19 protein-coding genes, 1 tRNA gene and 1 pseudogene are annotated in these 25453 nt (G+C 42.2%); 3 read left to right on the top strand and 18 right to left on the bottom strand.

Annotated elements, in window-relative coordinates; genetic code table 11:
• Nucleotides 1–37 precede the first annotated feature (37 nt).
• The 11 genes from lpxA to rimO all read right to left on the bottom strand — a co-directional run bounded on the left by lpxA (nt 38) and on the right by rimO (nt 13380).
• Entirely contained in the window at nt 38–817 is a 780-nt protein-coding gene (gene lpxA / locus AOC03_RS10700) for an acyl-ACP--UDP-N-acetylglucosamine O-acyltransferase (RefSeq protein ID WP_062535857.1), read from the bottom strand.
• 172 nt (nt 818–989) lie between these two features.
• Entirely contained in the window at nt 990–1502 is a 513-nt protein-coding gene (fabZ, locus tag AOC03_RS10695; protein ID WP_062535855.1) for a 3-hydroxyacyl-ACP dehydratase FabZ, read from the bottom strand.
• 103 nt (nt 1503–1605) lie between these two features.
• The gene (gene lpxD / locus AOC03_RS10690; RefSeq protein WP_062535853.1) at nt 1606–2622 is read right to left on the bottom strand and encodes a UDP-3-O-(3-hydroxymyristoyl)glucosamine N-acyltransferase; all 1017 of its coding nucleotides are present in this window, start codon (nt 2620–2622) and stop codon (nt 1606–1608) included.
• 111 nt (nt 2623–2733) lie between these two features.
• Nucleotides 2734–5157 (bottom strand): outer membrane protein assembly factor BamA, encoded by a 2424-nt coding sequence (gene bamA, locus AOC03_RS10685; protein WP_062535851.1) that lies wholly within the window; start codon nt 5155–5157, stop codon nt 2734–2736.
• 263 nt (nt 5158–5420) lie between these two features.
• Nucleotides 5421–6797 (bottom strand): RIP metalloprotease RseP, encoded by a 1377-nt coding sequence (gene rseP / locus AOC03_RS10680; protein WP_062535849.1) that lies wholly within the window; start codon nt 6795–6797, stop codon nt 5421–5423.
• A gap of 151 nt (nt 6798–6948) precedes the next feature.
• Nucleotides 6949–8151 (bottom strand): 1-deoxy-D-xylulose-5-phosphate reductoisomerase, encoded by a 1203-nt coding sequence (ispC, locus tag AOC03_RS10675; RefSeq protein WP_062535847.1) that lies wholly within the window; start codon nt 8149–8151, stop codon nt 6949–6951.
• A gap of 97 nt (nt 8152–8248) precedes the next feature.
• On the bottom strand, nt 8249–9058 hold the full coding sequence (locus tag AOC03_RS10670) for a phosphatidate cytidylyltransferase (protein ID WP_062535846.1): 810 nt from the start codon (nt 9056–9058) through the stop codon (nt 8249–8251).
• A 109-nt stretch (nt 9059–9167) separates the two neighbouring features.
• Nucleotides 9168–9941: a polyprenyl diphosphate synthase gene (gene uppS / locus AOC03_RS10665; protein WP_062535844.1), complete on the bottom strand. Its 774-nt coding sequence runs from the start codon at nt 9939–9941 to the stop codon at nt 9168–9170.
• Nucleotides 9942–10231: 290 nt separating this feature from the next.
• Nucleotides 10232–10786 carry a ribosome recycling factor gene (gene frr, locus AOC03_RS10660; RefSeq protein WP_062535842.1) on the bottom strand — a complete coding sequence of 185 codons (555 nt, stop codon included), beginning with the start codon at nt 10784–10786 and terminating at the stop codon, nt 10232–10234.
• Between the two features lie 111 nt (nt 10787–10897).
• On the bottom strand, nt 10898–11623 hold the full coding sequence (pyrH, locus tag AOC03_RS10655; RefSeq protein WP_062535841.1) for a UMP kinase: 726 nt from the start codon (nt 11621–11623) through the stop codon (nt 10898–10900).
• A 176-nt stretch (nt 11624–11799) separates the two neighbouring features.
• On the bottom strand, nt 11800–13380 hold the full coding sequence (gene rimO / locus AOC03_RS10650; protein WP_062535839.1) for a 30S ribosomal protein S12 methylthiotransferase RimO: 1581 nt from the start codon (nt 13378–13380) through the stop codon (nt 11800–11802).
• A gap of 378 nt (nt 13381–13758) precedes the next feature.
• On the opposite strand from rimO, the gene AOC03_RS10645 reads away from it, so the two are divergent.
• Together AOC03_RS10645 and AOC03_RS10640 are read left to right on the top strand one after the other, a co-directional pair.
• A tRNA-Leu gene (locus AOC03_RS10645) sits at nt 13759–13843 on the top strand.
• A 478-nt stretch (nt 13844–14321) separates the two neighbouring features.
• Entirely contained in the window at nt 14322–15908 is a 1587-nt protein-coding gene (locus AOC03_RS10640; protein WP_062535837.1) for a right-handed parallel beta-helix repeat-containing protein, read from the top strand.
• 328 nt (nt 15909–16236) lie between these two features.
• Here AOC03_RS10640 and AOC03_RS12705 read toward each other — a convergent pair.
• Nucleotides 16237–16681: pseudogene (locus AOC03_RS12705) on the bottom strand (transposase); the annotation flags it as partial.
• A gap of 221 nt (nt 16682–16902) precedes the next feature.
• On the bottom strand, nt 16903–17931 hold the full coding sequence (locus AOC03_RS10625; protein WP_062535833.1) for a serine/threonine-protein kinase: 1029 nt from the start codon (nt 17929–17931) through the stop codon (nt 16903–16905).
• Nucleotides 17932–18005: 74 nt separating this feature from the next.
• Here AOC03_RS10625 and AOC03_RS10620 point away from each other — a divergent pair, with 74 nt between their 5' ends.
• Nucleotides 18006–18935, top strand: coding sequence for an ATP-binding protein (locus AOC03_RS10620; RefSeq protein WP_062535831.1), 930 nt, complete (start codon nt 18006–18008; stop codon nt 18933–18935).
• Nucleotides 18936–18959: 24 nt separating this feature from the next.
• On the opposite strand, the gene AOC03_RS10615 is transcribed toward AOC03_RS10620, so the two are convergent.
• The 5 genes from AOC03_RS10615 to gyrA form a co-directional block, all read right to left on the bottom strand.
• The gene (locus tag AOC03_RS10615; RefSeq protein WP_062535830.1) at nt 18960–20084 is read right to left on the bottom strand and encodes a ribonuclease Z; all 1125 of its coding nucleotides are present in this window, start codon (nt 20082–20084) and stop codon (nt 18960–18962) included.
• A 67-nt stretch (nt 20085–20151) separates the two neighbouring features.
• A complete protein-coding gene (locus tag AOC03_RS10610; RefSeq protein ID WP_062535828.1) occupies nt 20152–20388 on the bottom strand; it encodes a hypothetical protein in 237 nt (78 codons plus the stop codon).
• Between the two features lie 152 nt (nt 20389–20540).
• On the bottom strand, nt 20541–21209 hold the full coding sequence (locus tag AOC03_RS10605; RefSeq protein ID WP_062535824.1) for a glutathione S-transferase: 669 nt from the start codon (nt 21207–21209) through the stop codon (nt 20541–20543).
• A gap of 235 nt (nt 21210–21444) precedes the next feature.
• Nucleotides 21445–22497, bottom strand: a complete 1053-nt coding sequence (rarD, locus tag AOC03_RS10600; RefSeq protein ID WP_062535822.1) for an EamA family transporter RarD — start codon at nt 22495–22497, stop codon at nt 21445–21447.
• A gap of 235 nt (nt 22498–22732) precedes the next feature.
• Nucleotides 22733–25411 (bottom strand): DNA gyrase subunit A, encoded by a 2679-nt coding sequence (gene gyrA / locus AOC03_RS10595; RefSeq protein ID WP_062535821.1) that lies wholly within the window; start codon nt 25409–25411, stop codon nt 22733–22735.
• Between the last annotated feature and the right edge of the window lie 42 nt (nt 25412–25453).

Below are 25453 nucleotides of genomic sequence, written 5' to 3'. Positions count from 1 at the left end.
TATAATAAAACATCAATAAAAATATAGAGCTTAAAACTCAGCGCACAACACCGCGCTTGCTATGTTGCAATGAATCGATAAGCAATTGAACTTTAGGTTCTTTTGGCAATAATTCATTTTGTAAGATATGCAGCGCGTCTACCGTATTGAGTCCTGAACGGAAAATGGTCTTATAGGCTTGGCGTAGCATATCAATAGTCGCCTGTGACCACCCTTTACGCCGCATCCCTTCCACATTAAGACCATGTGCATTTGCAGGATTACCCGATACCATCGTAAATGCCGCAACATCTTTTAAGATTAAGCTCGCACCACCTATCAAACTATAGTCATCGACACGGCAAAATTGATGGATGCCTGAATTACCACCGACAATAACCTGACTACCAATCTCGACATGACCAGCAATACCGACATTATTAGCAAATACATTATTATCACCAATAATGCAGTCATGGGCGACATGAGTATTCACCATGAATAAATTATGATTGCCAATCTTAGTTAAACTATTATCTTGCGCCGTACCACGGTGAAAGCTACAAGCTTCGCGAATGGTATTATGATCACCAATTTCAAGCCACGTGCGCTCGCTATTATACTTTAAATCTTGCGAGTCTTCACCAATGCTTGCAAACTGATAAATTTGGTTATGTTGTCCAATTTTCGTCAGTTTTGACACCACCACATGACGATGCAAAATAGTATGCGCACCAATCGTTACTTCGTCACCAACGATACAATACGGACCGATAATCGCTGTGTCGTCAATCGTCGAAGACGGAGAGATGAGTGCTGTAGGATGAATCTGACTCATAATGCAGGCCTTTGTATCATATAGTGCGGGTAAATAGTAAAAAAATGATGTTCATCTAAACAGTCTGGTTCTTACCGTTATATATGGTTATTACCGTTCTATTCATGTTTTGCAGTGATGTGGTGCCTAAAACTTAGAAAGTACTTAAAAAGCACTTCACAGCTATATGGCGTTATGATTGCTCTTGACGCGCAATCATCACTTGAGCACTTGCGGCAAGCTCATCTTCGACATGCACTGTACAATCAAACTTATAAATACCATGACGTTGCATGACGGTTTTTGCACGGATGATTAACTGATCACCAGGAATCACGCGGCGTTTAAAACGTACTTTATCGACGCCTGCGAATAAATACAAATAACCATCTTCTGCTGTCAGACCCGCGCTGATAAAGCCCAACACACCGGATACTTGTGCCATCGCTTCTACCATCAATACCCCTGGCATAATCGGCTCATCAGGGAAGTGACCATTAAAGAATTCTTCATTAATAGTCACATTCTTGATGCCCGTAATACACTCACCCGGCTTACAGGCAGTAATTCTATCCACTAACATAAATGGATAACGATGCGGCAGATAATGCTTAAGCGTATGATAGGTTAACGGTAGCGTTAAACCTTGCTCAGATAAAGCGTTGATGTCTTCATCAGTTAGGGTATCAATATCAATGGCACTCATAACGGGCTTCCTTGCAGTTGTTGCAGACTATTAATAAGACTATCTAATCAGTAATATATATTTATATGAGATAAAGTGTACTTTTCATTTATATTCGATAGAGCTATTCATTACCAAGCTGACGGAAACGCACAGCGGCACGTCGCCATTTGGCGGTTGGCATCGCGGCTGTTCCTGACGAATAAGAACCAGCGGTTTTAATCGATTTAGTGACCATTGTCATTCCTGAGAATGTGACATCATCTGCAATATCAATATGACCATTAATACCCACTGCGCCACCAATAATACAGCGCTTACCAATAATCGTGCTACCAGCAATACCCGTTTTAGCAGCAATCGCAGTACCGTTACCAATACGCACGTTATGGGCGACTTGTACAAGATTGTCAATAATAACATGATTGCCAATGACGGTATCGTCAATTGCACCACGGTCAACACAAGTATGACTGCCTATACGCACATGGTCACCGATAACCACTCGACCTAACTGCGCGATACGCTCCCAGCCGCTGGTACTTGGGTCTCTTGTCGGCGCAAAACCAAAACCTTCAGCACCAATACTCACCCCAGCATGTAGCCGCACATGACTGCCAATCACGCAGTTATGCGCAATAGTGACATGGGACTTAATAATCGCATTGGTGCCAATATGAGTATGCGCTTCAATAACAACGTGTGCATCAATTCGGCTACGTGCGCCAATTTGAACATACTCGCCAATCACACAATAAGGACCAATACTAACTTCGGCACCTATCACAGCACTATCTGCAATGATCGCTGTCGGATGAACACCACTGGTAAAAACCTCAGGCGCAAACAACTGACTACTACTGGCATAAGCCAAATAAGGCGTCGCTACTACAAGCGCTAAAGACGTCGCTGGCACTTGCTCACGATACGCTGCAGTGATGAGCACCGCTCCTGCCTGACTATTGGCAAGACTGGATATATAATGAGGGTCAGCCAAAAAACTGATCTGCGTACGATCAGCATCGGTTAAGCTACCAACGCCATTTAAGCGGGTACTTAACTGCTCAGCGCTCAGCTCAGTTTTATTTAATACTGGCTGGCGCTGTTCGATTCGGGTAATAAGTTGCTCAATCGTTATCATAATTCAAGCTAATATGATTCGTAAAATAAGACATTCGCCAAACTCAAACCTTAGCTTGGTGACCCATTAGAACTTCATGACACTCTTATCCATCTCAGGTATTTAACTGACTTAGAACGTGCTACCAATCTGGAACTGGACGTTCTCAGTCTGATCGCCTTCTTTATCGCCAAATGGCACGGCATAACTCAACGAAATCGGTCCAATAGGCGTATACCACGTCACGCCAACGCCTGCACTAAAGCGTAGTTTATTATCTTGTGTGAGAAGTGGGACACCAGTGTCTTTATTAGTTGCAGGGTCAATAAAGGTGCGGTCTTCTTTATTACTGGTATCAAATACCTGACCACCTTCCGCAAATATAACTGGACGTACCTGATCCGCCCAATCGCCTTTAAATGGCATCGGTAAAATTAGCTCACTACCAAAGCTTACTAAGGCGTTACCACCTACTTCTTCATCGCGGATGCGGTTAAAACCACTAACGGCATCAGCATAACTTTTTGATCTCGGTCCAAGCGTCGATGCTTCATAACCACGTACTGAACCATAACCACCGGCATAGAAGTTTTCATAAAAGGGTAAATCATTACCATAACCCAGTTTGGTATAACCACGTGCTACCCAGTCTTTATAGAATGGATAATAGACGTTACCACGATAAACCAGTTTTTGGTAACTGGCATCCCCAAGTCCTATCGTAGCATCAACCGTATGACTCATACCTTTGGTCGGAAATACTGGACGGTCAAGCGTACTATAGTCCCAACCTAGTAATAGATTATAGGTGCTATAGTCATTTTTGAAACCAGTACGCCCTGAAAACTCATTGTCATCGTTGTTATACCTTTCAAACGAACCGCCATCATCAATCAACTGCTGAACGTTGGATACTCCAAGTCGGCTGCCGCCACGAACGGTCGTGTTATCTAGATTTAAACCAGCACTAACGCGTTTGGTTTCATCAACTGGATAGCTATAATTCAGTGTACCACCATAAGAATCCGTTACATAATTACTGACGTTACGATCATCATATTTGGTTTCACGATAATAAGCACTAATCCCTTGTGACACACCATTTTCAGTAAAGTAAGGATCGGTATAACCTAAGCTATAAGAATCACGAGTTTCTGAGCGTGATAATGCCGCTTTAACTCGATTACCCGTACCCATAAAATTGTTTTGAGTCAAATCTAACTGAAAAGTCACACCACCGCTTTGCGAATAACCCGCAGCGATGGTCGAACTGCCTGATGGCTGCTCTTCAACCGTATAGTTAACATCAATTTGATCAGGCTGATTGGGTACTGGTTTCACATCCACATTGACCGCTTTAAAAAATCCAGTACGCATCAGACGGGTGCGTGATAACTGAATTTTCTCGTTAGAGGCAAGTGTCCCTTCTAATTGACGCATTTCACGGCGCAATACTTCATCTTGGGTGCGTAAATTACCACTAAAGTTGATACGACGCACATAAATAGGACGTGCTGGATCAATATAATAATCAATATCAACGACTTTGGTCACGTCATTGATACGAGGAACCGGACGAACTTGAGCTAAATAATAACCTTCATTACCATAACGGCTTTTTAATGCCGCAGTCGTTGCATCAAGTTTGGCTTGCGAATACTGCTCATTTGGCGCAAAAGTCACTAATTTTTTCAGCTCGTCTTTATCGAACTTGGGCTGACCTAAAAAGTTGATTTCACCAAACTGATATTTTTCGCCTTCCGTTAAGCTGATTTCAATGAATACGCTGCTCTTATCTTCGCTAATATTCAGTACCGCATTATTAACTGAAAAACGTACATAACCGTCATTTTGATACAGGGCGGTCAGATTCTCTAAACTGGCCGCTAGCTTTTCTTTAGCGTAGCGATCTGACTTAGATAACAGGCGCGTCCACGACGATTCCTTGACGGCAAATACATCTCTAATCTGCGAGTCGCTAAAGTGTTTGTTACCAATAATATTGATATCGACGACTTTAGCAGGTTTGCCTTCGATAAAGCGTACATCTAATTTAACACGGTTACCATCAAGTAAAGTCTGGTCGACTTCAATATTACTGTTGTAGTAGCCTTGGCTGATATACTGCTGCTGTAGCTCGTTAGCGACACCTTTTAGTGTTGCTTGTTTAAGCACTTCACCTACTGCTAAGCCAGCGTTTTTAAGCCCTGCTGCAAGCGCTTCTTTAGGAATAAGCTTATTACCATCAAAATTCACTTCGGCAATAATAGGACGCTCAATAACTTCAAAGCGTAGTTGACCACCCTGAACACGACTTTGAATATTTGCAAAGTTATCAGTGGCATATAGCGCTTTGATACTGGCAGCCAGATTGCTATCTGTGACTGTGTCGCCCACAGAAATAGGTAAAACCGGATAGAGACTATCAGCAGTGAGACGCTGTAGTCCGGTAAAGCCGATGTCGGTTACTACAAAGTTTGCCGCTTGTGCAGGCATACTTATCATCGCTACCACTAACGGCAACCCTGCCGCGCTCATAAATAAAGGCGTACGCATAAACACTATCCGTCAATAAAAAACTTGCTTAAGTTAAGGTAAAAAGCACACGTTGTCTAGCCCAATGAAGACAAAGTTTTTGACTCAGTCTTGGGTGACTTCGAACACTTTATATAAAACGTATCATAAAATAAACTAAAAATTACCATTAGTATAGTAGCAACGCTAGAGTCATACCAGCATATCCACTGCATAATTAAGGTGCTATCCCTGTTTAGACGTTAGTTCATCGCGTTTTAATCGGTTAAAGAGATAGCCTTACATCAAAATAGCCGACTGATATCATTACCAATCGCTAACACCATGAAACCTGCCAGCAAGAGTAGACCAATATTTAAACCGACCATTTGTACGCCTTCTGATAACGGCTTGCCACGAATTAACTCGATAAGGTAATAAACAATATGACCGCCGTCCAATACTGGAATAGGCAATAAGTTTAGCACCGCTAGGCTCAAGCTGATTAAGGCGGCGGTTGATAACACCATCTCCCAGCTGATATCAAAACTTTGCTTAGCAACTTTTGCAATGGTAATAGGACCAGATAAATTCTCAAGTCCAATCACACCTGATAGCATTTTTCCCATTGAGCTGACTGTCATCACCGCAAGCTGTTCAGTTTTTTCAAATGATTTAACCAGCGCCTCGCCTGCACCATATTGCACCGTGGTTTTATAGGCATCAGGAATGACAATCTCAGACTGAGCGACCATCGCCCCTATTTGCCCATAAACGTTGCCTAAGGTGTCTTTTTTACCTTGAGGCATGATTTGTAGCTGTACGGTTTTTCCTGCTCGTAGCACGGTAAAGTTTAGCAATTTTTCGGGATTATCACGGATAATTCGGGTGGCACTAATCCAATCTGTTATTGGCGTATCATTAATAGCAGTAATGAGGTCACCAGCCTCTAAGCCTTGGCGACGTGCTGCGCCATCAGGTGATAAATTACCAACAATAGGCGCAATTTCTGGTTGCCATGGCATCATTCCAAAACTTGTTAATGCGTCTTTACCTTGCGCATCCCCTTGCATAAATCGAGTCACTGGTGCTTGGTAAGTCTTTAAATTATTAGTGGGTGTTTCCGTAGATTGCAAGGTGACACTAACATTGTCCGTTTCACCCATCCGTCCTGCTAGACGATAATTAATAGCTTCCCATGTCTGCACGTTATGACCGTCAATAGCGACGATTTTATCACCTGCCGGCAGTTGTGCCATCGCTGCGGGGGTATCCGGTAACACTTGTCCAATCTTAGTCGCCAGCTGCTCTGATGGGGTCATAAACAACACCCAAAATAGCACAATCGCAATAATAAAGTTCATCAGTGGACCAGCGGCTACAATTGCAATTTTCTTGAGCGGATGCTGACGATTAAATGCCAAATGCTGCTCCTGTTCAGCTACTTCACCTTCACGCTCATCAAGCATCTTGACATAACCGCCCAGTGGAAAAGCGGAGATACGGTAGTCAATACCGCTCTTTTTACTTTTCCAACCTGCTATTTTAGGACCGAAACCAATAGAGTACGTTAACACCTTCACACCGCACAAGCGCGCGACAATGAAGTGACCCCACTCATGCAAGGCAACCAATGGACCCAATACGAAGATTGCCGCCAATAGCGTTAATAAGAACGTCATTACTTTTTTGCGCCTCGGTTGCTATGGTTTAAATGAATCATACTTTATTGCGATTGCTTAGTCGCTGTCGATTTTTTTAATTTACTGATGTGATATCAATTATTTTAAATGAGTCACTGTACAAGATATAACTAGTCCATTTTTACGATAGCTATACCATTTTTGCAATAATAGTATCCGTATAAAGGCGTGCAATTTTATCAATTTCTAGAATATCATCAATGTCTGCATTTGCCGTTAAGGTTGATACCTGTACCTGAGTCAATGCTTGCTCATTAATATCGGCAATATCGGTTAAGCGTACTTTGCCCGCTAAAAATGCGGCAACGGCAATCTCATTAGCCGCATTGAGGACGATAGTCGCCTGCGTACCCGCTTTCATTGCTTCACGCGCAAGACGCAAACAGGCAAACTTTTGCAAATCAGGCTTGATAAACTCCAGTCCACTTAGCGCATATAAATCTAAGGGCTGAGAGCCACTATTAATCCGCTGAGGATAACTCAAGGCATGAGCAATCGGAGTTTTCATATCCGGACTACCCAGCTGCGCTAAAAAGCTACCATCACTATATTCTACCATTGAGTGAATGATACTTTGTGGGTGAATCACTACCTTTATTTTATCTTCTGGCAAATCGAATAAATGACAGGCTTCAATCAGCTCAAGCCCTTTATTCATCATCGTTGCTGAGTCGACCGATATCTTTTGACCCATTGACCAATTCGGATGCTTGACGGCTTCTGCGACGCCAGCTTGTTGCATTTGGGCAAACGACTGCTGTAAAAACGGTCCACCTGATGCGGTTAACCATAACTTGCGTACCCCATGACAACGGTCATGGATTTGGGTATTGTCTTGTTGAATAATCGATGGCAAACATTGAAAAATCGCATTGTGCTCAGAATCAATCGGTAATAAGGTAGCTTTATGAGTCTTCACTGCCTCAATCATTACCTGCCCTGCCATGACCAACGCTTCTTTATTCGCGAGTAATATACGCTTGCCTGCACGCGCAGCAGCTAAGGTTGATGGCAGACCTGCAGCACCCACAATCGCAGCAACAACGGTATCGACTTGGGTATCAGTAGCGATATCAATCAATCCGGCATCACCACCCACCACATCAATATCTAAATCAGCTGCATCTAAGCGCTTAGCAAAAGTATCAACCGACTCTAGCGGCACGCACACGCGCTTTGGCGAGAACTGCTGACATAGCGCCAATAATTTATCCAATCGATGATGTCCGGATAAAGCATACACTTCATAATCTTCTAAATGGGTCGCTAAAATTGCCAAAGTACTGTCGCCAATTGAGCCCGTTGCGCCAAGTACTGCGATGCGTTGCGTCATAACCAGTCGTGCCCATGATATTATTAACAGTGAAAATAAAGAGTAAAATATATTAATTATAAAAAATTTTATTTAGTCAGTCAGAACTTATCATCATCTAGATGACTAAGATACCAAGCTGCTGTAGCCCCCAAAATCCAAGCGCAAATATGGGCGTTGCCGATAATAAAGAGTCAATACGGTCTAAAATACCGCCATGTCCTGGTAATATAGTGCCCGAATCTTTCACACCTGCGCGGCGTTTCAGCATAGATTCAAATAAATCACCCAAGACCGATACCAAAATCGTAAGCGCAGACAGCAATACAAAGGCTATCAGTGCCGTACCCGTCAGCTGCAATTTAAAGACACTAATACCAATGACTACCAGTAAGCCTGTCACCAGACCGCCTGCTAATCCTTCCATACTTTTATTGGGGGACACATTCGGTGCCATTTTGCGTCGACCCAGCTTGCGCCCAACGAAGTACGCGCCACTGTCCGCACACCACACCAATAAAAATACGTATAACAACCACCAAGGTGACTGTTGCCACAAATAAAACATCGAGGTAATAGAAGCGGTTAATATCACCACACCCATCAGTGCCAGCTGATTACCGTACCATTTGGTATGCGTGGGAAATTTACTGACCCAAGACAGCGCCATGAGCCATATTATGCAAGACACCACCCACCAAGCTACCCACGTGATTTCAAACAATAATGATGCCAGTGTTATTGCCAATACCATCAACACAAAAACAATCGGCTGTCGCCATTTTGGCATCAGCTTTGTCCATTCATGTGCCGCAATCGTAACACCAACGGCTAATAACGGTGCAAATAAAATAGGTGAGTGGCTCGCAAATAGTGCAATACCAACGATAATTATGAGAATAACTGCCGTTTTAATCCGTTGCCACATATTTACCGCGCCTTGTTCATCGTCAAATAATTTATTGAAAGTCAGAAGCTACTTAAAGTAAGAAGCTACTTTAGTTCTCAAAGATTCTCTTAATAGCACACTATATCAGTTAATTTATATCCGTTGATGATTGTAGCGTAGGCATCTCTACTTGCTCACTAGTTTTACCAAAACGGCGCTGACGCTGAGCGAACTCTGCAATCATGGCTGCCAGCTCTGTTGTCACAAAATCAGGCCATAGCGTTTCGGTGAAAAACAGCTCTGCATAAGCCGATTGCCACAATAAAAAATTCGATAATCGATAATCACCACCCGTTCTTATCAGCATATCTACTGCGGGTACATCAGCAAGCTGCACATATTGCCCCAGTTTTTCTTTGGTAATATCACTCGCTTTTAACTGCCCATCCTGCACTTGTTGCGCCAATTGCTGCGCCGCATGCGCGATATCCCACTGCCCGCCGTAACTGATGGCGATTACTAAAGTCATTGCGGTATGATGCGCCGTTTTAGCTTCCGCATCACTCATCAATGCGCGCAAATCCTCACTTAATAAACTGCGGTCACCAATAAAGCGCAACTGAATCTCATACTTTTGCATACGCGGCAATTGCTCATTAATCGTCAACGCCAGCAAATGCATCAGCAGTGCCACCTCAGCCGGCGGACGTTGCCAGTTTTCACTCGAAAATGCAAATACCGTCAATACCTCAACCCCAATCTCGCGGCAATACTCAACGATAGGATCTAAGGCATCTTTGCCCGCAATATGACCTGCCCCACGCCCTAAGCCTTTTGCTTTACCGTAACGATTGTTACCATCCATAATAATGGCGATATGGCGAGGAATAGGCTTAACTATTAAAGGGGTGGAAGTAGACATGGACGATACGGCTCATTATTAAAGTAAATGTATATGTGTTAACTATTTTGCATTTTTTATCAAAGCATGTTTAGATTTTTAAACATCGAATTGTATCAATGATATCCTATAAACATAGCAAACTTATCATAAAGGAATTCTGTCAATAAATACGATTATCATTTTAAATAATTATATTAGCGCGTTTAAATATCACAGCGATTTAAACGCGCTAATATAACGACAAACAGCCAATGACATTAAAGCATTGGCTGCCTACTCCACATACTATAAAAAATAAAGGCAATGACTTAAACGTTCATCAAATCAGCTTCTTTTTTATTTAAGCGACTGTCAATGGTTTCAATAAACTTATCAGTGATTTTTTGAATATCATCGCTAGCGCGGCGCTCGTCATCTTCTGAGATTTCTTTTTCTTTTGCCAACTCTTTGATATCGTTCATCATATCACGACGGATATTGCGGATAGATACGCGACTGTTTTCAGCTTCACCGCGTGCCAATTTTTGCATATCACGACGCGTTTCTTCGGTCAATGCTGGCATTGGCACACGAATAACATCAGCCGTCATAGGGTTCAGACCCAAATCTGCTTCACGAATGGCTTTATCAACAGCTTGTATCATCGTGCGCTCAAAAGGCTGCACCAATAACGTACGCGAGTCCTCAACGTTGACGCTCGCCACTTGATTAAGCGGCGTAGCCGAACCGTAGTAGCTGACCATCACGCCAGACAGCATACCGGGGTGTGCGCGTCCTGTACGTACTTTACTAAAGGTACTGTCTAGCGCTTCTAGCGTTTTGTGCATACGCGCTTCGCCTTCTTGCTTAATCTCTTTAATCATCATCAATCCTTATTTATCGCTGCCGATAAATCTTATTTATTCATTATTGTTAACTATTCATACTATTTTTTATAACGCCTACCACTGCTAAATGTATAAAATTATAGCCACTTAGTGAAAAACGCGCGTGCCTTCATTTTCGCCCATAATGACGTTTAATAAAGCATTCGGCTTGGTCATATCAAATACTTGCAGCGGTACATTGTGCTCACGGCATAAGGCAATGGCGGTTAAATCCATCACGCCAAGCTTTTGCTCTAACACCTCATCAAAGGTGAGACCATCATATTTTACTGCATCGCTATGTAAACTTGGGTCTTTATCGTAAACGCCATCTACTTTGGTCGCTTTGAGAATCAAGCCCGCTTCAATCTCAATACCGCGCAAGCAAGCGGCTGTATCGGTAGTAAAAAACGGATTACCTGTACCGGCAACAAAAATACAAACTTCGCCATTTTTCAGATAACGAATCGCATTACGGCTGCTATAACTTTCGGTGACTTCGCCAATTGGCAACGCTGACATGAGGCGGGTCTTAATATTGCGGCGCTCAAGGGCATCACGCATTGCTAAACCGTTCATCACGGTCGCCAGCATCCCCATTTGATCGCCAGTCACACGACCGACCAAACCTTCTTTTTGTAATTGTGCGCCACGATATAAATTCCCGCCACCAACGACAATCCCGACTTGTACCCCAAGACCACGCAAATGGGCAATAGATAAGCTCATTTTATCGAGCACGTCGCTATCAATACCCATATCTTTACTACCGGCCAAGGCTTCGCCAGAGAGTTTGAGCAATATGCGAGAATAGCGAGGATTTTTATCAGACATGAGGACACCTTGTTATCATTAAATTAGCATTAAAATTATTGTTAACACATAGATAGAATTAGCCTATAGAGTAACATAGGCTAAATTGCGCTAATTGTAGCAAAAACTGTCCGCTGTTGGTCAATTTTCACCACGAATTGCAAATCAGATTTTTAGTGGTGCTATCAGCGATAGTATTAGCCATTATAACTGGCAAATAAGTCATACTCGCTGGCATCATCAATAGTCACGGTTAAAAACTGACCGACTTGGACGGCAGCTGTAATGTCATCGACATAGACGTGACCGTCAATTTCTGGCGCATCGGCATAGCTACGGCAAATCGCTACACCTTCTTCGCTATCAATTTCATCAACCAATACCATCAAAGTCTTACCGATTTTCTCTTGCAGTTTTTGTGCAGAGATATCTTGCTGTAATGTCATCAGGCGCTCATAGCGTTCTTGCTTGATGTCTTCGGGCACATGATTGGGTAAATCATTGGCGACCGCGCCTTCCACTTCTGAATAAGTGAAAGCACCAACACGATCAAGACGAGCCTCAACCAACCAATCCAGCAAGCACTGAAAATCTTCTTCCGTTTCACCTGGGAAACCGACAACAAAAGTAGAACGAATGACGATATCTGGGCAAATCTCACGCCAAGCATGAATACGCGCCAAAGTATTTTCACTATGTGCAGGGCGTTTCATCGCTTTTAAGATGCTGTGACTGGCATGTTGAAACGGGATATCAAGATAAGGCAGCAGCTTTTTCTCACCCATCAATTCAACGACTTTATCGACGTGTGGATACGGATACACGTAATGCAAACGCACCCAAATACCCAAATCATTTAACGCTTGGCATAAGTCATAAAACTTAGACTTTAGTGGCATACCATTCCAAAAGCTGGTTTTATATTTTAAATCTAAACCATAAGCGGAAGTATCTTGCGAGATGATTAACAGCTCTTTTACGCCTGCTTTTTTTAGCGCCATGGCTTCATTCATCACGCTATCAATCGGACGCGACACTAAGTCACCACGTAAGCTTGGAATAATGCAGAAGGTACAACGATGGTTACAGCCTTCTGAAATCTTTAAGTAAGCATAATGACTGGGCGTTAATTTAATACCCGCCTCATTAATCAAATCTATTTTAGGATTGTATTCTGTATCCGTGCTGCGTTCAGGTTTTGGCACGTGTAGTGCAACGGCGGTAATCACTTCATCATAAGCATGCGCGCCCGTCACTGCTAACACGGCTGGATGCATGGCACGGATTTTATCCGCCTCTTTGCCCAAACAACCGGTGACAATGACTTTACCGTTTTTACTAATGGCTTCACCAATAGCATCAAGTGACTCTTGTACGGCAGATTCAATAAAGCCGCAGGTATTGACCACGACCAAATCTGCGCCTTCATAATCACTGGCAACTTGATAGCCATCGCGACTGAGCTCAGTGATAATGCGCTCACTATCGACCAGCGCCTTTGGGCAGCCCAGTGACACAAACCCAATCTTTGGCGCACTTATTGCGGGACTGGCGGCACTTGTCTGCCCTATTGCATCGCCACTTTGGGCAATACTGCGGTTTTCATTGTGATTGGCTTTATGATGATAGGGCTCACTGGTATCTGTCACGGCTGACTGTTTTGCGTCCTGTTTTTGCATTGGTGCTTGGGCAGGATTAAACACAGTCGCCGTATCTTTTAGCGTTGCTGATGATGAAAGCGGAATGATGGTGGCGGATTCGGTAGACGTTTTGAGCATAGCTGACCTTGCTAGAGATAAATTGGCTGGGCGTATTGTACGTTTTTTTTGCCATAATCACCAGTTTTGAGGCGCTATAGTATTGATTTTTAGTTATATATTATTATCGTACCACCTAACAGCGACGCTTACTATAGGCTGTTAACACCCTACTACCTCACTTTACTTATAAAATATAAATTTAAAAATGTCTAAATATCAATTAGTTAAGATAGAATTAGCGCAAAATAGTAAAATAATTAAAATTAATTGCAAAAAGGGCTTGCCAAACTTTGCAAACTCTATATAATAGCCAACCACTGAGACGCACTACCGAATCAGTTATTTATCTCAATGGAGTTTGAATTTAAACACCAAAGATGATAAGGTAACGAAAATGGGGCTGTGGCGGAATTGGTAGACGCACCAGATTTAGGTTCTGGCGCCGCAAGGTGTGAGAGTTCGAGTCTCTCCAGCCCCACCATTTTCGGATAGTACATCTTAGACCAAATATCAAAGCCTGCTTTTTAGCAGGTTTTTTTGTGTCTGCAATTTATTAAAAAGCTATGAAGTTAATTTATGGCGAGGTTTTAACGCAGTTGCTATTTTCATTCATCATAAACCAGCTTTTGTATCTCTTGATTCATATGATCATTACTTATCCATTTCGCATATATGGTTTTGAAGGTCTATTTTAATCTACTGTCAAAGCAATGATTTATGATACGTGCTACTAAAAAAGTGATAGTAATATTAAAAACGGCTTAAGTAAATTACTTAGCTAGTTATCATTATATGCCCACTTAATTGTGGGCTTTTTTATGGAATCAATGAGATTAACTGACGGGAGCTCAATAACAACTAAAATTGTGTTGACTTTTGTAGCCAAAAAGTCATAATCATATTAGTAAATATTGTTAATATTTATTATCGCTATGTTTATTATTGTTAGGGAGGTGTACATGTCAGAGACTGTCTTAACATATCCGAGTATGTTTAGCTTACTGTCAGATAAGAGTGTGTTTCAAGATGGTAAAGTCTACGCTACCCTATCATTCTACACAGGTAAAAATACAGGTGACGGCTCATACGTTTATATGAGCAGTGTTAATAAAGCCACAGCAAATGGGGGCAGTATTATTGACCCTGATAAGATGGGTACATTAACAAGCACAAACGTTCAGACACAGTTAGTAGACTATCTAAAAAAGCAAGGTACAGGCGTAGGTACAGGCTGTCTTGTAAGAATAGGCGTTGAACATACTGCTGAGATGTACGGTGGATTGCCTAATATACCTACGTTTGACTGTACCCCTTGCTTTAAAAAAATCATAGCTACAATTCAAGCACCCGTTATCAGATTGCTAGAGGGGACTTACTATGTTAAAAGTAAAGTAGGTAAGTCCCCTGCCATCAACATGCCTAATAACTCTGTGGTTAAAGGCGCAGGTATGTACAACTCATACCTTAAAAATATGGACGATGCGCCTATAGTATCTATCCCTATTGGCAGTTATGGTACTCAATACACCACGGTACAAGATTTTGGGGTAGATGGCAACAGACAGCGTTTAGGCGGTGTTTTTTACAATGAGGGCGAAGGCATTGACTTTGGTAAAGGCTCAAAAAATCACATAATTAAGAATATTCACATCAAAGAAACGAATGGGGAGGCTATTGACATTGACGGCTCTGAAGACGTGTATATAGATAATATGTACATTGAAAACTGTAGTGGCAACGGTTTACATATATCAGACGGACAACCACCAAGATATTGCAATGTCAGTAATGTGACCGTTATTAACTGTGCTCATGGGCGTGGTCGTAGTGGGGATGCTCGTTCTGCTGGTGTCCTGCTTAGGGTGTCTAGTCTTAATGTTACTAACTTAATTATTAAAGATTGCTGGATAGGTATTCTACAAAACGGAACGTTAGTATCTAAAGACAAAAAAGAGCACACCAATATTACTAATCTACACATTTCAGGCAGTGCTAATCAAGATATTGTTGTAACAGCCGATGCGTCAGGTATGAACATCACTAACTTTATCATCAAAAGAGCAGCCACTAATGTATACCCAACGACAATTAAGGCAGATATAGGTAAGTCATTCATGCTGAGTAATGGTGATATAGAGGCAGCAGCACACATCTACATAGCAGGGAATGCAACTTCTGGTCGTAGAGGCGCAACCCTTAATAATATTATTGCCCCTAGTTGCACAATTGAGGTTAGGTCTTTTGGTCGTGGCGCTGAACCTTGGTCTTATGTGAGTATCGGTAATGGTTGTGTGTTCTCTAACATGACTCTATCTGCTTTGTACGGATTTAAAGTGTCAGGTGTGACGTGTGACAATATAAACTTAGCAGGGCAGTCACTTAACGGAATCATCAGTGGCAATATAGTGACGCAAAACATAATGACTGACACAGCAGTAGACGCTTTACGAAATATTATGATAACGAATAACCGAGTAGGTGTCGCTGTCGCGCCTGTACTGGTAAATAATATTTATTGCTTAACTATTGAAAATCTAGTGGGTTAGCGCAATCAGTTTAAAAAAACCTCATTCTTGAGGTTTTTTATTATCTAAATTTCAAATAAGAAGTATGTCAAACGACACACCATTTTGAGACATCTTCACATTAAAGCTGTTAGCGTTTTTACCAAAAGTCTGGGTAGCAGTCGTTAGTGCTGTATTTGGACTGATGCTGTATAGTGATATCAGCAAAGACGGAAAAATCGGTATTAATATATCTGTAATTACCAAATTTACAATTACAATCACCATTAGTATTTTTGGTAGTACGGTGCAGCGCATATAAAAATTTACGTTTATTATGCTTACAGCGCGATAACACACGGCATGATTATGCATGCAATCGCTCAACACCATAGCGTTGCTTAGTTTCATCATGAGCTACTTTGACTAGCAACTAACACTGACTACAGTGGATTTTCTGATTACTGATATCGCGTTTCGTCCAATCGTAGTAGCTAGAGGATACAATATCTAATACTTTACACATGCGGGCAATGCTAAAAAACTGCTGATTAGCTTCAATGTAAGCGTACTTCACGAGCTGTGTTTGGCAAAGTACGCGGTGAATTTTTTAGGATCCCTCTTTCCTCTTCAGCTACTTTAAGTTCCCGCTTTAAGCGCTTATTTTCGTCTAGTATAGCGATGAGATCAGGATCGTATTGCTTAGTACCGACAAACTTGCCTTCATTCGCTTTATGCTGCCAATTATATAATGTTTGCATGGCTATACCTAACTGCCGAGCCGTCGCACTCAGATTGCCTTTGTTGTCCGCTATCTTTTTGACAGCCTCTGCTTTGAATTCCGTACTGTAGCTCTACACTTTCTTGGTCATAATAAACTCCTCATTGAGTCGTTAGTTTACCAAGTTTAGTTGTACGGTTTTTTCAGTATAGCTCACATCTTAGAATAAATACCAAGGTTTGCTTCATAGCAGGTTTTTTTGTGTCTGGAATTTAAGCTTGGCGAGCGTTAGATTCTTTATTATAAGTTAACCATTTATAACTGCTTTAGATCTGCTAAAAGCTCCTCCATACTCTTATAGCGTTTCTCAACTCGCTTTGCTAATGCCTTATTCACTATATCTTGATACGGCTGATATGCTTCCGGTAACTTTGATATTGGCTTTTGACAATGTGCAATTGCCCAATCGTGCAACACTTCATTGCTTTTTTGTTCATCCATTTTAAATGGTCTATTACCTGTTACTATCTCAACCATCATTATGCCAAACGCATATATGTCGCTTTGCATAGTTGCACCCTGCCCTTGCCAGCGTTCAGGCGCTAGATAAGCGGGTGTGCCTGCGGGTTTATCACATTTAATCTCATTAAAACGCTGCGCTAAAGCAAAATCCGTCAGTAATAATCTTGGTGTCACTTTGCTATTCTCGGCATCATTGGGCGCAAAATCTTCTAGCAAAATATTGCTTGGTTTGATATCGTTATGTAGCCAGCCATGATGATGTAAACGAGCAATAAGACACGCGCTTTGTACGATGAGATGATATTTTTGCTTATTGGACATTATTTTATTTTGGCGTAAATAATGCGCTAAGCTGCCATTTTTATAATACGGCATGACCATAAAAGTCAGTCGATAAACGCTATCCAATACTTGCAAGCATGATTTGTAGCTGCTTAACAATGCTGGGGCAATAGATGTAGCATTATTTTGAAAGTGTTTTGATGTACTCAAAGTCTTTAAAACAGTAATCTCATGATTAAGATCATTAGAAAATGAGCTATTAACATTAGACAAGTCATCATCATTATCAGCGTTTAACGCCCATTTAATCATCACACAGCCAAACTGAGAATGCTCAGCACGTGTTAACCCTTGATAAACCGTTATTTTGTTATCCTGCTGCTGATTTAAAAACTGCTGACTAATACGTTGATGGGATACTTTATCATAACCTAATTGCGTGAGTGTAACTGCCAAGCTAGGTAGTATCTGTGCTGCTTGGTTGCGCAATTTTTGGGTTTTTGCTTCTGCTGCTGATATATTGCTATTACTATTCTTCATGGCACAGTCAAACCTTTATAACGTCGCTACCGTCTTATTAAACACTACATTCCTTTACTAATTATAGAGCCATTATGTCTGAATCAAATCCTGTATCTATCTTACCTGAACCATTACTTGATTTACTGACTCAGTATTTACAACAACAAGTGACACCGACTATTAAGATTGATCCGGCACAGCTGGCGTATCGTTGGGTTGGTGGACATACCGGTCATCTAGAACCGTTAGCGGTTAATTTGTTTTTGAGCTTGGAGGATTTGCACGGGATTGATACGCAAAAGGCAAAACTGGTACAAAATACACGCCAGTTTCTCAAAGGCTATCCGGCAAACCATGTATTAATGACAGGAACGCGTGGCGCAGGGAAATCCTCCTTGATTCGCGCCTTGCTGCAAGCTTATCATGCCGAAGGGTTGCGAGTGATTGAGATTGCCCGTGATGATTTATTGGTGCTTGATAAAATTCGCGCAGCGATTAATGCGCTACCAGCAGACAGTCAGTGTCGCTATGTGGTGTACTGTGATGACTTGGCATTTAATGGACAAGACGAGAGCTATCGCACGTTAAAGAGTGTGCTGGATGGGTCGCTCGACTCAGAGCAAGATAAGCTACTCGTCTATGCGACCAGTAACCGCCGCCATTTATTGCCGCAGTTGATGAAAGACAATGTTAATATTTATAATGGGCAGACTGATGAAGTTAACCCTTATGAAACTATTGATGAAACGGTATCATTATCTGACCGTTTTGGCTTATGGTTGTCGTTTTATCCGATGAATCAGCAAACCTATTTGCAAATCGTGCAGCATTATCTAGCCATTCAGCAAGGGCAGGCGGCAGCAAATAGTGAGAACGCAAACAAAGAGCTTGCCGAAGATATTAGAACCAACGCGCTACGCTGGGCATCAGAGCGTGGCGGACGTTCAGGGCGCGTGGCATATCAATTTAGCCGCTATTGGATAGGTCAAGCACAACTACAAGCGGCTGATAATTTATTATAAATTCTAAACATTATTCTTTAGCGGCTATTTTTTATTGTCGCGTGCAGAACCTAAGTACTGTATGCGGCTATTGATTTCATCTATTTTTTCCGCTGCTCCATTCACCATATATTGGGCAAAATCTACTGCCAACCACAGATTACCTTGATAGACATTTTGCGCATCTTGGCGAATATGTCCCATATTTGGGGTAGCACTTTGCGGATTATCAAAGCTCTGATAACGGGCGCTAAAGTGAGTAAGGATGAGATTAGTAATATCTGATTTTTGAGCAAATTCACCAACCTGCTGCGCACTACTGTGCATGGGATCGAATTCAGGATTTTTGGCTTGAATACGCGCTAACACTTCGGCAGTATAAGTTGCTTCATGAACCAATAAGTCCGCATTTTTGACGGTATCTGTCAGTAAGTTTGGATTGTCATTATCACCCGCTATAACCACCCGTGTACGCTGTTTCTCATTATCAACATAATCCTCTGAGCGCAACTGCTGACCGCTTGCGGTGGAAACATCTGCGCCTTGTTGTAGCTTGCCCCATAATTCACTGGCTTGGATACCATCTGCTATCAGCTTAGCCGTATTTAAGGTACGATGACTGATGGTCTGCGTGATAGTAAAGGCATGCGATGGCACACGATGCGATAATAGCGTGATGTCAATTTCAAACTGTTGTTGCGCATCTAGGCTAATCTTGACCTTACCATCTTGTTGGGATAATACTTCCTCAATTGCCATAAAGTGAATGGTAAAGGGAAAGTATAATTCAGTGGTTAAAGTGACAGCATCGAGCAGTTTAGCAATGGCTTTTGGGGCAATAAGCGTCAGCGGTGCACGCCGTCCGGACATCGCTGCACTCGCCAACAAACCGGGTAAGCCATAACAATGATCGCCATGCACATGGGTAATGCAAATGACTGCCAACTGATGCAAAGATAATTTGGTATGTAAAAGCTGCTGTTGCGTGCCCTCACCGCAGTCTATCAGTAGCCACGGACGCGCTTTTTTATGATGCTGAATAGTAGATGCGAGACTCTGCGGCTTAGATTTTGCTAGATAAGGATTCAGACATTCAATGGCGAGTGCGGTCACATTACGATGTTTGGTAGGCACACCCGCTGATGTCCCTAAAAAGGTCAGTTGTAGCATAGCTTATTATTCATTTTGTTTATTCATTTTTATTATGAGTGATGACGTGGGATTTATGACACATCACTTATGATACTTTGCACAAGAGGGTCTTGCCACCCTCAATAATTTGTCCACCGCTAGCAAAACACTGGTTGACCATCCGCGATTCATACGACTTCCAGCCGCCATAAAAGCTAGCGACACATAAGAAAGCCACCAACAGCTTTTGTGACCATGCTTTGATAGATACTTGCTGGGGATTTATTGGCGGCTCTACCAAAGGATTAGGAGCTTTAGGGTCAAGCTTATCGTGTTCAGTCATCACGTTACCTTTTATGCGTCATCAGTTATTTATGCGTTGTCAGTTATGAGGCAGTATTTATGAGCCAACATCATACCAAAAACAGCCACTGTTAATTAACAGTAACTGTTTTTAGAATACATAAACCTGTGCGTTAAATATCAACCATTCCATTAGAAATGAAGACTGCCACCTTTGGCTTCCGCACGTTTAAAAGCGGCACGTTCTTGACAGCGGTTTAGCCAATTTAATAAATTAGCATATTTTACCTTGTCTAAGCCTTTGCCTGCATTGGCAGCGACCACCGGCACATACATCTGAATATCAGCCGCACTAAAGGCTTCGCCTGCGAACCAATGATTGTCTTGCAACTGCTGCTCCATCATCGTCAGCATTTTGGTTAAATTACCTTTAATCACACTGTTTTCAACTTGTCTACGAATGGCTCTACTAATGGGTCTTATCAGCATTGGTGACTTTGCAACCACTTTGGTAAACACCAAACGCATGACCAACAACGGCATCACTGAAGCTTCAGCAAAGTGCAGCCAAAAAGTGTACGCCTCCCATGCCGCTTCGTTGTCATCAGCAGGCTTAAACTGCTTCTCTGTATCATAATGCTTGAGCAGATATTCAATAATGAACCCAGACTCAACTATTGCGCGATTATCTACTTCTAATACTGGCGCATGACAGAGCGGATGGATTTTTTTTAAACTCTCTGGCGCTAAATAAGCTTTATTACGCTCATAGCAAGTCAGTTTGTAGTCTACTTCCAGCTCTTCTAACAACCATAAAATACGAAACGAGCGTGAATTTTTTAAATGATGCAAATGTAACATAAATAATCCTAGTCATAAGTAAGCGTAAACAAAGAAAGACGATGCCATTGCTAATGATAATAGCGCACTTACCTAACCTTTAACACAGCCTGCAACCGCAACCGTTACGAAAAATAATGTCTGTCGGGTCAATATTAGCTCTATCAAAGCTTAGCTAAACTGACCTCAATATCAATACTACCGCACTTCTACACAAACGTATTTTACTTGGAATACAATTAATTAATCTTACGCTTCATCTACTCTCTTTCCTGTTGTTTGTTTTGTGTTGATGGCGGCGCATTTTGTGAAAACGATGCGCCACTAATACGCCTTTAATACGGCGATTTTTGATACGGTGACGTGGTGGAAAGCCCTCAATTTGTAGATCCTCATAAGACCGTAAACGGTCGTCGCGCTTGCGAGCCAAATAACTCAGCGTACTATCAATAATCATAATAAATAGCGCAGTAAAAATCATACCGTACATCAATAATGACCCTGATTCTTCCACGTTTTGATGCAAAATAGTGATGGAAAATATAAATAAAAATACGGGTTCGAGATAACATAAAGTACCAAATAATGAAACCGGTAGCTTACGACTGGCTACCATCGTCAGCCACATCGCAGCAGTACTGACAATCCCTAATAGAGGTAATAAATACCAAAGCTTACTGGCGTGTAATGCCATGCTAAAGCCACCGCTACTGTAAAGCACTATTAAGACGATAGGTAACAGTAGCACCAAATCAGACAATAAGCCCGTAATAGGCGGTACAGCTAATTTGCGCCGTAAGAGATAATAAGGCGGATAGCCCAAACACACAAACAAGGTCGCCCATGATATCGAACCATATTGAAAAACATCATAAGCAATGCCGACAGCCGCACATAACGTCGCTATCCACTGCAAACCACTCATCTTTTCATGATAAAAAAAGCGTCCAATGATAATCATGACCAATGGATATAAGAAATAACCCAACGTCACATCAAGACCTAAGCCGTTAACAGGTCCCCACATAAATAGCCAAAGTTGCCCTCCTAAAATCGGAGTCGGCAATATAAATAATAGCCACTCTATTGGGGTTTTTAATGTTTTTAGGTAATCAAAAGTATGCTGCCATTGTTTTAAAAAGCTCACTAATAAAATAATACTAATCAGCATCATAACTATCCGCCACGCCGCTACCTGCGTGCCCGACAATGGCTGTAAAAATAGCCCGAACAAAAATAGTAATGAGAATAGAAAATTTGATATGACTGCTGCGGCAATTCCTTGTACGGTTTGGTTAGTAGTTAGCATAAAAACAGCCTTTAGACGTCGTTTTTAGAAATAGATTTTAGAAAGTACTTTTAGAAAGTGCTTTTAAAAAACATTCTGTAAAAATAGATAATATCAGCCATCATTCATTAAAAAATAAAAGCCTCAGACGATAACGTCTGAGGCTTTTTTGGAAAAATACTTTTATGACAATGCTAATGCAATACTTACAATAAATTATCTCAATTTATATCGGTATGAGCTTACATTCAGACACTTATTCTGCGTCAGTATTAACGCTATCTACGTATTCCTGACCTTCTACCTCAAGGATACCCTCTTCTTGAAGCGCATCGACTAATTCATCATCACTATCAGTTTCTTCATGCTCAACGCATGCCATAGCGACCAACTTTTCATCCTTTGACAGACGAATCAAGGTGACACCTTGAGCGTTACGACCGCTACTGGCAACATGTTCAACCGGTGTACGTACTAGGGTGCCTTTGTCTGATATCAAGATGATATCGTCTTCAGGATTAACATTAGTGGCACGTACTAAAGCACCATTACGCTCGCTGGTTTTAATCGCGATAACACCGCCACCGCCACGATGTTGGGTATTAAACTCTTCAATAAAGGTACGTTTACCAAAGCCATTTTCACAAGCAATCAGGATTTCGCGGACGTTATCTTCAATGACTACGAGCGACTTGATAACCTCGTCAGCAGCTAGGCGCATACCGCGCACACCTTTTGCCGTACGACCTATTGAACGTGCATCATTCTCATCGAAGCGAATGGCTTTACCACTTGACGCAAACAGCATCACGTCTTGCGTGCCGTCGGTAATATGAACGCTAATCAGCTTATCACCGTCTTCTAAACCAATGGCAATCAAGCCGTTAGAACGAATAGTAGCAAACTTCTCAAGCTCAACGCGTTTCACCGTACCATTAGCCGTCGCAAAGAATACGAAATGACCGGTCACTTCTTCAGTCGTTTGCGGTATCGGTAAAATAGCCGTGACCGACTCATCACCGGTAAGCCCGATAAGATTGACTAAGGGACGACCGCGTGCGCCGCGACTGGCAATCGGCACTTCAAAACCACGTAAACTAAACACGCGACCTGTATCTGTAAAACAAAGCACGGTAGCGTGCGTTGAGGTCACAACCAAATGATCGATGACATCGTCTTCTTTCATCGCGGTTGCAGACTTGCCTTTCCCACCCCGTTTTTGCGCCGTATAATCATCGATTGGTTGCGTTTTTGCATAGCCGGTACGCGACACGGTCATCACGACCGTTTGCTCAGGGATTAAATCTTCACGACTAAAGTCAGTACGTGAATCAATAATATCCGTACGACGCTCATCACCAAAATTATCACGAATCTCAATCATCTCATTAGAAATGATGGTCATCAACTTATCAAAATCACCAAGAATAGATTCTAAATGAGCAATTTCACGTAATAAATCTTGATATTCTTCGGTCAGCTTGTCTTGCTCAAGACCCGTTAGACGATGCAATTGCATCTCTAAAATGGCATTCACCTGATCGAGTGATAAGCGATAGCGCTCGATACCATCAGTGCCATCGTTAATTAAGCCAAACGGTGCTTTTGGATCTTCACCTTCGATAAAATCAGGACGTACCGATTGGCTACCTGCTGCCGTGAGCATGGCTTGAACGCTACCTGAGCCCCAAGTGGTATTTAATAAATTTTCACGTGCCATCGCGCGACTTGCCGACACTTTAATCGTCGCAATAATCTCGTCAATATTAGCCAACGCAACCGTCAGACCTTCGAGTAAATGACCGCGCACACGCGCTTTATTCAGCTCATAAATAGTGCGACGTGTGACCACTTCTTGACGGTGACGCACAAATGCCGCAATCAATTGACGTAACGTTAATAATTTTGGCTGACCATTATCGAGCGCCACCATATTAATACTAAAACTAGATTCAAGTGGCGTTTGTAAGAATAAATTATTAACGATAACTTCAGCCGTTTCGCCACGACGCAGGTCAATGGCAATACGCATACCGTCTTTATCAGACTCGTCACGAATCTCACTTATACCTTCTATTTTCTTATCACGAACCAATTCAGCAATGCGCTCAATGAGTTTGGCTTTATTGGTTTGATACGGTACTTCAGTAAAAACAATGCGTTCACGGTCACGATTGACACCGGTATCTGTCATCGGCTCAATATGGTAACGACCACGGATATGCAGACGACCTTTACCCGTACGATAGGCATCTACAATACCCGCTCGACCGTATATAATACCGCCTGTAGGGAAATCTGGACCTGAGATATGGGTCATCAACTCTTCAGCAGAGATTTGCGGATTGCTAGCGTAAGCCAAACAGGCATTGATAACTTCGGTCAGATTATGCGGCGCCATATTGGTCGCCATACCAACGGCAATACCAGTCGCACCATTAATCAATAAATTTGGCACACGCGCTGGCATGACACTGGGCATACGCTCAGAGCCGTCGTAGTTGTCTTCCCAATCGACGGTATCTTTATCCAAGTCAGCAAGCATTTGATGGGTCAGCTTGGTCATACGCACTTCGGTATAACGCATCGCTGCCGGTGGATCATCGTCAATCGAACCAAAGTTACCTTGACCATCAACCATGGGATAACGCAGGCTAAAATCCTGTGCCATACGCACAATCGCATCATACACTGCACTATCGCCATGAGGATGATACTTACCGATAACGTCACCCACTACACGCGCCGATTTCTTATACGGCTTATTGTAGTCATTCGACAGCACATGCATGGCATACATCACGCGGCGATGTACTGGCTTGAACCCATCACGCACATCAGGCAGCGCGCGCGAGACAATCACGCTCATCGCATAATCCAAATAGGATTGTTTTAATTCTTCGACGATGCCAATAGGACTGACCGATTCGCTCATATACCTTCCTTCACTCGCCTCCATCTCCTACCGTTTTACGTC

It is taken from the genome of Psychrobacter urativorans (assembly GCF_001298525.1).
Classification (GTDB): domain Bacteria; phylum Pseudomonadota; class Gammaproteobacteria; order Pseudomonadales; family Moraxellaceae; genus Psychrobacter; species Psychrobacter urativorans_A.
This window is presented reverse-complemented; position numbering and strand designations above follow the sequence as displayed.

What these genes read in the sequence shown, in the direction of transcription:
- lpxA (WP_062535857.1), bottom strand. Translation starts at nt 817, where the DNA reads ATGAGTCAGATTCATCCTACAGCACTCATCTCTCCGTCTTCGACGATT.
- fabZ (WP_062535855.1), bottom strand. Translation starts at nt 1,502, where the DNA reads ATGAGTGCCATTGATATTGATACCCTAACTGATGAAGACATCAACGCT.
- lpxD (WP_062535853.1), bottom strand. Translation starts at nt 2,622, where the DNA reads ATGATAACGATTGAGCAACTTATTACCCGAATCGAACAGCGCCAGCCA.
- bamA (WP_062535851.1), bottom strand. Translation starts at nt 5,157, where the DNA reads ATGCGTACGCCTTTATTTATGAGCGCGGCAGGGTTGCCGTTAGTGGTA.
- rseP (WP_062535849.1), bottom strand. Translation starts at nt 6,797, where the DNA reads ATGACGTTCTTATTAACGCTATTGGCGGCAATCTTCGTATTGGGTCCA.
- ispC (WP_062535847.1), bottom strand. Translation starts at nt 8,151, where the DNA reads ATGACGCAACGCATCGCAGTACTTGGCGCAACGGGCTCAATTGGCGAC.
- AOC03_RS10670 (WP_062535846.1), bottom strand. Translation starts at nt 9,058, where the DNA reads ATGTGGCAACGGATTAAAACGGCAGTTATTCTCATAATTATCGTTGGT.
- uppS (WP_062535844.1), bottom strand. Translation starts at nt 9,941, where the DNA reads ATGTCTACTTCCACCCCTTTAATAGTTAAGCCTATTCCTCGCCATATC.
- frr (WP_062535842.1), bottom strand. Translation starts at nt 10,786, where the DNA reads ATGATTAAAGAGATTAAGCAAGAAGGCGAAGCGCGTATGCACAAAACG.
- pyrH (WP_062535841.1), bottom strand. Translation starts at nt 11,623, where the DNA reads ATGTCTGATAAAAATCCTCGCTATTCTCGCATATTGCTCAAACTCTCT.
- rimO (WP_062535839.1), bottom strand. Translation starts at nt 13,380, where the DNA reads ATGCTCAAAACGTCTACCGAATCCGCCACCATCATTCCGCTTTCATCA.
- AOC03_RS10640 (WP_062535837.1), top strand. Translation starts at nt 14,322, where the DNA reads ATGTCAGAGACTGTCTTAACATATCCGAGTATGTTTAGCTTACTGTCA.
- AOC03_RS10625 (WP_062535833.1), bottom strand. Translation starts at nt 17,931, where the DNA reads ATGAAGAATAGTAATAGCAATATATCAGCAGCAGAAGCAAAAACCCAA.
- AOC03_RS10620 (WP_062535831.1), top strand. Translation starts at nt 18,006, where the DNA reads ATGTCTGAATCAAATCCTGTATCTATCTTACCTGAACCATTACTTGAT.
- AOC03_RS10615 (WP_062535830.1), bottom strand. Translation starts at nt 20,084, where the DNA reads ATGCTACAACTGACCTTTTTAGGGACATCAGCGGGTGTGCCTACCAAA.
- AOC03_RS10610 (WP_062535828.1), bottom strand. Translation starts at nt 20,388, where the DNA reads ATGACTGAACACGATAAGCTTGACCCTAAAGCTCCTAATCCTTTGGTA.
- AOC03_RS10605 (WP_062535824.1), bottom strand. Translation starts at nt 21,209, where the DNA reads ATGTTACATTTGCATCATTTAAAAAATTCACGCTCGTTTCGTATTTTA.
- rarD (WP_062535822.1), bottom strand. Translation starts at nt 22,497, where the DNA reads ATGCTAACTACTAACCAAACCGTACAAGGAATTGCCGCAGCAGTCATA.
- gyrA (WP_062535821.1), bottom strand. Translation starts at nt 25,411, where the DNA reads ATGAGCGAATCGGTCAGTCCTATTGGCATCGTCGAAGAATTAAAACAA.